At 64.7% G+C, this 7,910-nt stretch carries 2 protein-coding genes and 1 pseudogene; 2 read left to right on the top strand and 1 reads right to left on the bottom strand.

Going from position 1 to position 7,910, the window contains the following annotated elements; all coding sequences use genetic code 11:
* Positions 1 to 519: 519 nt before the first annotated feature.
* Positions 520 to 1,017 (bottom strand): hypothetical protein, encoded by a 498-nt coding sequence (locus tag AUJ55_09995; protein OIO55809.1) that lies wholly within the window; start codon positions 1,015 to 1,017, stop codon positions 520 to 522.
* A gap of 75 nt (positions 1,018 to 1,092) precedes the next feature.
* On the opposite strand from AUJ55_09995, the gene AUJ55_09990 reads away from it, so the two are divergent.
* Both AUJ55_09990 and AUJ55_09985 read left to right on the top strand, forming a co-directional pair.
* Positions 1,093 to 2,226, top strand: coding sequence for a hypothetical protein (locus tag AUJ55_09990; GenBank protein ID OIO55810.1), 1,134 nt, complete (start codon positions 1,093 to 1,095; stop codon positions 2,224 to 2,226).
* Positions 2,227 to 2,730: 504 nt separating this feature from the next.
* Positions 2,731 to 7,910: pseudogene (locus AUJ55_09985) on the top strand (hypothetical protein).

Raw genomic sequence — 7,910 nt, 5'->3', positions numbered from 1 at the left:
ATCGGGGCTCCTCGGCTTGTTACGACAGATGCCTCATATCATGCCTCATATCGTCTCATGTCCTTGGGAAAAGTCCGACAGACTCCTAGGAGTCTGTCGGGCTTGAGCGTCCGTAGCGAGCCGAGTGGGGAATCGAGGCCAAATTTTCACGGTTTTGAGGATCATAGTGGTGTCTATGTGACGAAAAACCGGGGAAATTTGGACCGATTACCCGCCGGCGCAGTAGGACGATCTCAAGTCCGACAGACTCCTAGTGCCCCCTGGAGGGACGCGCTCCGTCGCGTCCGCCTTTTGTGTGATGAAACATAAGCGGCCACGACGCAGCACGACCCTCCAACGAGCAGGGGTGACCCGTAGCCACAACGTGTGGCTCGACTGAAACGACTCGGCTTCGCATCGGCGTCAGGGACGCCTCCTACATGCGGTGACGGTGCGTCGGGATTTGTGTAGGAACACTCCACGGCCGCGATTAGAAGAGGCAACTCGTCACCCTCTACTCAGATCGCATCAAGCCCTCTGCTACCCCCCGCAACACCGTTTGAATTTCTTCCCGCTGCCACAAGGGCAAGGGTCGTTGCGCCCCGTTTTGGCCTCCTTGGAAGCGGTTGTCGGGGGCAACATTGTGCCGTCGAGGTAGCGCCAAGCCCCCTCCTCCCTCAAAAATCGGCTTGCCTCGCGGATCTGCTCGCGCTTGTCGCCCACCTTGAAGCGGGCGGTGAAGGTCACCACCCCCCGCTCAGACTCGGGCTCCCCATCCTCCCAGCCTTCAACCGTCAAGCCGAGCCATTCGATCCGTCGATCCTCCTGCAATCCCAGGGTTTTGGGACGGGTGGTGGAATGCCAGCTTTTGAGGAGGTAGGACTCGTCGAGCAGCACGTAGGCGGTGTAGCGGCTGCGCATCAAGGCGCGCGCGGTAGGGGCATCCCGAGCGCCGCTCAGATAGGGTTTGCAGCAGTCGGCCAGCGCAAGACCAGAACCGCAAGGGCACAAAGGTGCTGGTGGGGCAATATCGTTCATGAGACCTCGACAGGAGCAGCAGTGAAACAAGAGGCATTCGACGTCGCAATTTTGGGGGCGGGGGCCGCCGGATTGATGGCCGCCTGGCAGGCGGCGGGCCGGGGGCGCAAGGTTGTGGTACTCGACCACAACGACCGTCCGGGGCGCAAAATCCTGATCTCCGGGGGGGGACGGTGCAACTTCACCAACCGGGAGGTGGGGTTTGAAAACTTCGTTTCGCACAACCCCCGCTTCGCCATCTCGGCCCTGAGCCGCTTCACCCCCCACGACTTCATCGCCCTGTTGCAGCAAGCCCACATCCCCTTTCACGAACGGGAACTGGGGCAGCTGTTTTGCGACCGCTCCGCCGCCGACATCGCCGATCTTCTGGCCGACCATGCCCGCCAAGCGGGGGCCGAGTTTCGCTTCAAGGTCGAGGTGAAGGGGGTCGACCGGGAGGGGGAGGGGTTCTCGGCGGCGACGAACCATGGCCCCCTGCACGCCAAGGCGGTGGTGGTCGCCACCGGGGGACTCTCGGTCCCCAAAGTGGGGGCGGGGGATGTGGGGCTGCGCATCGCCCGCCATTTCGGCCTAAAGGTCGTTCCCCCCCGACCCGCGTTGGTGCCGCTGACCTGGGGGGCGCGCGATCTCAAACATTTCGGAGTGCTTGCGGGGATTGCCCTACCGGTCGCCACCCACAGCGGCGCCTCCCCGGTGTTCTCCTCCAACCTACTCTTCACCCACAAGGGGATCAGCGGCCCCGCCATCCTTCAGGTCTCCTCTTACTGGCAGCCGGGTCAGGGGGTGACGGTCGATTGGTTGCCCGGTGTCGATTTGTTCGAGACGCTGAAAACGGCCAAAAAAGGCAGGCCCAAGGCGCAGCTGCGCACCGTGCTCGGGCAATGGCTGCCCAAACGGTTGATCCAGGCGTTGGGCGACAAGGGGCTGCCCGACGGGTTGATGGGGCAGCAAACCGATGCGGAATTGGAAGAAACCGCCCTGCGGCTAAAGGGGTGGGTTTTGCATCCTGAAGGGAGCGAAGGGTATCGGGTCGCCGAGGCGACGGCGGGGGGGGTCGATACTGGCGAACTGTCCTCTAAAACCATGGAGGCACGCCAAGTCCCCGGCCTGTACTTTGTCGGCGAGGTGATCGACATAACCGGTTGGCTTGGCGGGTACAACTTACAATGGGCCTGGTCGTCGGGGTGGGTGGCGGGGCAGGTTGCATGAGGCGCAGAAGAACAACCGGCGAGCAAGCCGTTGCTTCATCCCGATCATGAGCCCAAACAGGTAACTTGGGAGGGGTAAATACGATTCGATGGCGGGGACTGGCCATCATCATCCCAAGCCATTTGGCGTCTGGTTGGATGGGGTGATTGCTGTCACGGAGGGGCGGTTGCAACTCGTGGTTTAGATCGACAAAGTACCCCGCCAACATTTGGATGGGGTGGAGGGTTATGAGCCTTAAGGAAGCGCTGATTTATTAGCGTTTCCGAGCGACCCAGGGATGGGTCGCCAAAATCAGGAACGTAAGTGACTGATTTTGCAAGCGAAGCAAAAACGACGCTTTTTGCGTAGCGTGCTGATTCAAGGCAGGATGCCTTTAATCAGTTTTTCCTTAGGAAAACGCTAATTTATTAGGGAGACACCGATTTAATCAGCGCTTCCTTAGAAAATTCTAGTTTTGAATAAGATGCAAATAAGCCCAACAAAGGGGCTATAGGGGGGGACGGAATGCGGCAAGGCTTGCGCACGCGCACCAAGCAATGGGTTGTGATTTCTCTAGGGTTACTGCTGTTGTCCGGGTGTTTTGGCCCCGGCAATCAGGCGAGCACCCCCGCATCAGGGGCTGGAACGCAAGGCACCAGCGGATTTGTCGCCCCCCCCATTACCGGCATGGGCACCGTAACCGGGGTTGTCCCCGCCGCGGCGATCCCCCGCGTTGCTTCAGGTACCGCCGCTCGCATCACCTCGCAGCAGGGCGGCCTTTGGCTGACCCCCGACGCGGTGTTGGCCGCCGTTCAGGCCGATGCCCAGGCCCGCAAGACGGGCGACACCCTCCAGCCGCCCCTGACCCGCGCCCAGCAAATCCCCATCAACCCTAGCGGGCAGTACAACCTTTCGGTTCCCGGTGGTACCGGCTACGAGCTGGTTTACATCGACGCCCAGGGCAACGGGGTGCAAATCGCCAACATCAACGTCCCGGTAGGGGCCACCAAGCAGATCGATGTGGCCAATACCCAACTGCAACCGACCGGCAGCGTCGTGATGACGGTGGTCGACCGCGCCACCGCCCAGCCCATCAACAACGCCACCGTTACCCTCATCAACACCGGCACCCAGATCCTCAGCGACGCCACCGGTGTGGCCGAAATCCAGAATCTTCCTCCCGGCCATTACGCCGTCACGGTGGCGCAAACCGGCTATTTGAGCCGCTACGTCTACTTTCAGGTCGCCTCGGGACAGCCCACCAACCTGCAAAACATCGAACTTGGAACCGACAAGGGGGGCGCCTCGGGGCAGGTGTTGGCCACCGGTTTGAGTTCGCTCGAAAACATCGTCGTGTATGCCAAAGGGTCGGACGGTTCGGTGACCTCGACCCTGACCTCCTCGGCCGGGATTTTTCAGTTCCCCGCTTTGGCGGTGGGGCAGGGGTACAGCTTCGTCGCCTCGGCCGAGGGGTTTGTCACGGCCAAGATGGACGGGGTGAACATCGTCAAGGGCTCGACCGCGGCGGTGCCGACTTTGCCTTTGGTGCGGCAGACTTCCTCAAGTAAGGGGGCGATCAGCGGTTTTGCCCGCTTCGGTGAGCGGGCGGGCTTGATGGACCACGCCGGAATTTTGGTTTCGGTTGAGGGGAGTGATCTGGCGGCGGTGACTGCCCGGGATGGCTCGTTTGTTTTGAACAACATTCCGGTTGGAACCCCAACGATCAACTTCACCGACTCCAACCACGCCACGTTGACCCGGGTTGTCACGATTCAGGGGGGCTCTACGGTCAAGATGACCGAGATCAACCTGGCTGCGGTGACCGGCGCCATCGGCGGCAGCGTCACCGGGGCGGGTGGCGCGCCGCTGGCCGGGGTGGCGGTGAGCGACGACCTGGGCAACGCCACGGTGACCGATCCCAGCGGCGCCTTTACTTTGAGCAACATCCCGGTCGGCGACCGGGTGGTGACCCTGCAAACGGCGGGCTACCTGCCCGCCACCGCGACGGTGACGGTCGCCTCGGGGGTCACGACCCCCGTTGCGGCGGCGCCGGTCGCGATGAGCCCCATGACCCTTTCCGGCAGGGTTTTGCTCAGCAACGGCGCCAGCGACCACAGCGGCACCACCGTCACCCTGCAAGGGGGGACGCTGGCCGCCAATCTCACCACCACCACCGACGCGACCGGTGCCTTCACTTTGTTTGGGGTCGGCCCCGGTTCGTATCAAATTCTCACCACCCGTCCCGGTTTTGTGGGCAAAACGACCCCGGTGGCGGTGCTGGGGCAAAGCGCCAATTACCAAGTCACCTTCGCGATCTCGATGGACCCCGCCATCGGGGTGGTGAAGGGTCGGGTGATCCTCCCCAACGCCCCTGACAACAGCGGCGTCACCGTCGCCCTAGGCGGTCAAACCACCACCACCGACGTGGTGGGGCAGTGGTTTTTGAACCTGCCGGAGGGGAGCTACAGCGCGGGGATCAACTACACCCATCCCGACTATGTGGGGCAGAGCGACCCGGCGGCGATCACCGTGGCTGCAGCCACCCCGGTCGATAAGGGCTCGATCACCCTGACCCGCAACACCGGGTCGATCGGCGGCAGCGTGACCGACGGCGCGATCCCCCTGGCCGGGGTCTCGGTGACCGACGATCTGGGCAATACCACCGTCACCAACGGCTCGGGCGCCTTCACCTTGGCAACCGTGGCGGTGGGAACCCGCACATTGACCGTCATCAAGAGCGGTTTCTCGGCGGGAACGGCAAGCGTGACGGTGACGGCGGGGGCGACCGCCAATTTGGCAGCCCCAGTCGCTCTGACGGCGCTGACCCTGACCGGTACGGTCAACCTGAGCGGCGCGACCGATCATAGCGGCGTTGCCCTGACCCTGGCCGGATCGGGCGGGATCAACCTGACCACCACCAGCAACGTGACCGGGCAGTACACCTTCGGCGGCGTACCCGACGGCAGCTACCAGATTCAGGCATCGAAAACCGGCTATTCCACCAAGCAATTGCCGGTGGCGGTGGTCGGCAACAGCAGTGCCTACGCGATCCCCTTCGCCCTCGCCCTCGATCCCGCCATCGGGGTGGTGAAGGGGCGGGTGATCCTCCCCAACGCCCCCGACAACAGCGGCGTCGTCGTGGCCCTGGGGGGGCAAACCACCACCACCGATGTGGTAGGGCAGTGGTATTTGAACCTGCCCGAGGGGAGCTACGGCTCCGGGATCAACTACAGCCATCCCGACTATGTGGGACAGAGCGATGCGGCGGCGATCAGCGTGGCTGCGGCCACCCCGGTCGATAAGGGTTCGGTCACCCTGACCCGCAACACCGGGTCGATCGGCGGCAGCGTGAGCGACGGGGCGGTCCCCTTGGCCGGGGTCAACGTCACTGACGATTTGGGCAACACCACCGTGACCAACGCCTCGGGCGCCTTCACCTTGGCGACGGTGGCGGTGGGCACCCGGACCCTGACCGCCCTCAAAGAGGGGTTTGCGGCGGGGACGGCGACCACAACGGTGACGGCGGGGGCGACCGCCAATCTGGCGACCCCGATGGCCCTGACCGCCCTGCAACTGACCGGCACGGTGAGCTTGGGGGCGGGGGCACTCGACCACAGCGGGGTGACCCTGACCCTGGCGGGAGCGGGCGGCATCAACCTGACCACCACCAGCAACGCGGCTGGGCAATACACCTTCAGCGGCGTACCCGACGGCAGCTACCAGATTCAGGCGAGCAAAACCGGCTTCACCACCAAGCAATTGCCGGTTTCGGTCTTCAACAACCAAGCCACCTACGCGATCCCCTTCGCCCTGACCCTCGACCCCGCCATCGGGGTGGTGAAGGGTCGGGTGATCCTCCCCAATGCCGCCGACAACAGCGGCGTGACGGTGGCACTCGGCGGCCAAACCACCACCACCGACGTGGTGGGGCAGTGGTACCTGAACCTGCCCGAGGGGAGCTACGGCTCCGGGATCAACTACACCCATCCCGACTACGTGGGGCAAGGCGACACCGCTATCGTGGCCGTATCGACGGCGGCCCCGGTCGACAAGGGGACGGTGACGCTCACCCGCAATACCGGGTCGATCACCGGTGTGGTCAACGACGGGGCAGCGGCGCTGGCCGGAACCTCGGTGACCGACGATCTGGGCAACACCACCACCACCAACGCCAGCGGCATCTTCACCCTGGCGAACGTGGCGGTGGGAACCCGCACCCTGACCGTGCTGAAAAGCGGCTTCACGGCGGGCGGCGTCGGCGTCACGGTGACGGCGGGGGCGACCGCCACCCTGGCGGCGCCGGTGAGTCTGACGGCGTTGCAATTGACCGGCACGGTCAGCCTGGGCGGGAGCGCCCCCGACAACAGCGGGGTGACCCTTACCCTGGCCGGACCGGGCGGCATCAACCTGACAACCACCAGCAACGGGTTGGGCGCCTTCACCTTCAGTGGCGTCCCCGACGGTTCGTATCAAATCCAAGCCAGCAAAACCGGCTATGCCACCAAGCAGTTGCCGGTGGCGGTGGTCGGCAACAGCGGCGCCTACGCGATTCCCTTTGCCCTGATCCTCGATCCCGCCATCGGGGTAGTGAAGGGTCGGGTGGTGCTGCCCAACGCCGCCGACAACAGCGGCGTGACGGTGGCCCTGGGGGGACAAACCACCACCACCGACGTGGTGGGGCAGTGGTATCTGAACCTGCCCGAGGGGAGCTACGCCGGGGGGATCAACTACACCCATCCCGACTATGTGGGGCAGAGTGACCCGGCGGCGGTGGCGGTGGCGGCGGCGAGCCCGGTCGACAAAGGTTCGGTCACCCTGACCCGCAACACCGGCACCTTGACCGGTGTCGTCACCGACGGGGCGACCCCGTTGGTCGGGGCCAGCGTCACCGACGATTTGGGCAACACCACCGTGACCAACGCCAGCGGCGTGTTCACCTTGGCGACGGTGGCGGTGGGGACGCGCACCTTGAGTGTCATCAAGGGGGGATTCACGGCGGGGGGCGCGAGTGCCACGGTGACGGCGGGGGCGACCGCCGATTTGAGCGGCACCCCCATCATCCTGACGCAGCGCACTTTGACCGGCACGGTAACCGCCACGGTCGGCGGCGGCGCCATTGTCGGCGCTACGGTGTCGATTGCGGGCGGAGCCAGCGCCAGCAGCGACGCCGCAGGGCAATACACCTTGGCCGGGGTCGATCCCGGCACCTACCTGCTCTGGGTCTCGGCCCCCGGTTACGTCTCGCGCTCCGTAGTGGCGGTGATTCCCAATCAGGCAGCCTCCACCGCCCCCGCCGCAACGCTGGATACCGCCTACGGCACCCTGCAAGGGCGGATCGCCCTGAGTTTGGGGAGCGCTGCCGATTACGGCTTCGTCAGCGTGACGGTGAAGGACGGCGCGGGGGCCGTCACCCTGGCCACCGCCACCCCCGACGCCACCGGCGCTTGGGGGGTCAATGTTCAGACCGGGAGCGGCCATCAGGTCGTCGTCGCCCATCCCGATTATGCCGCCGCCTCGAAAACCGGGCTCAACGTCGCGGTCGGCCAGGTGACCGACACCGGCCTGCTGACGCTCACCCGCAACACCGGGACGATCACCGGCACCGTCGTCGACGGAGCCTCGGCCCCCTTGGTGGGGGCGACCCTGGTCGACGACCTGGGGAATCAGGCGACCAGCGGGGCAGGGGGATCCTTCACCCTGACCAG

It is taken from the genome of Proteobacteria bacterium CG1_02_64_396, assembly GCA_001872725.1.
GTDB lineage: Bacteria > Pseudomonadota > MNWR01 > CG1-02-64-396 > CG1-02-64-396 > CG1-02-64-396.
Note: the sequence above shows the minus strand (reverse complement) of the source record. Positions and strands in the feature narration are given on the sequence as shown.

Excerpts from the sequence above, each read along its gene's own strand:
- AUJ55_09995 (OIO55809.1), bottom strand. The coding sequence starts at position 1,017 with ATGAACGATATTGCCCCACCAGCACCTTTGTGCCCTTGCGGTTCTGGT.
- AUJ55_09990 (OIO55810.1), top strand. The coding sequence starts at position 1,093 with ATGGCCGCCTGGCAGGCGGCGGGCCGGGGGCGCAAGGTTGTGGTACTC.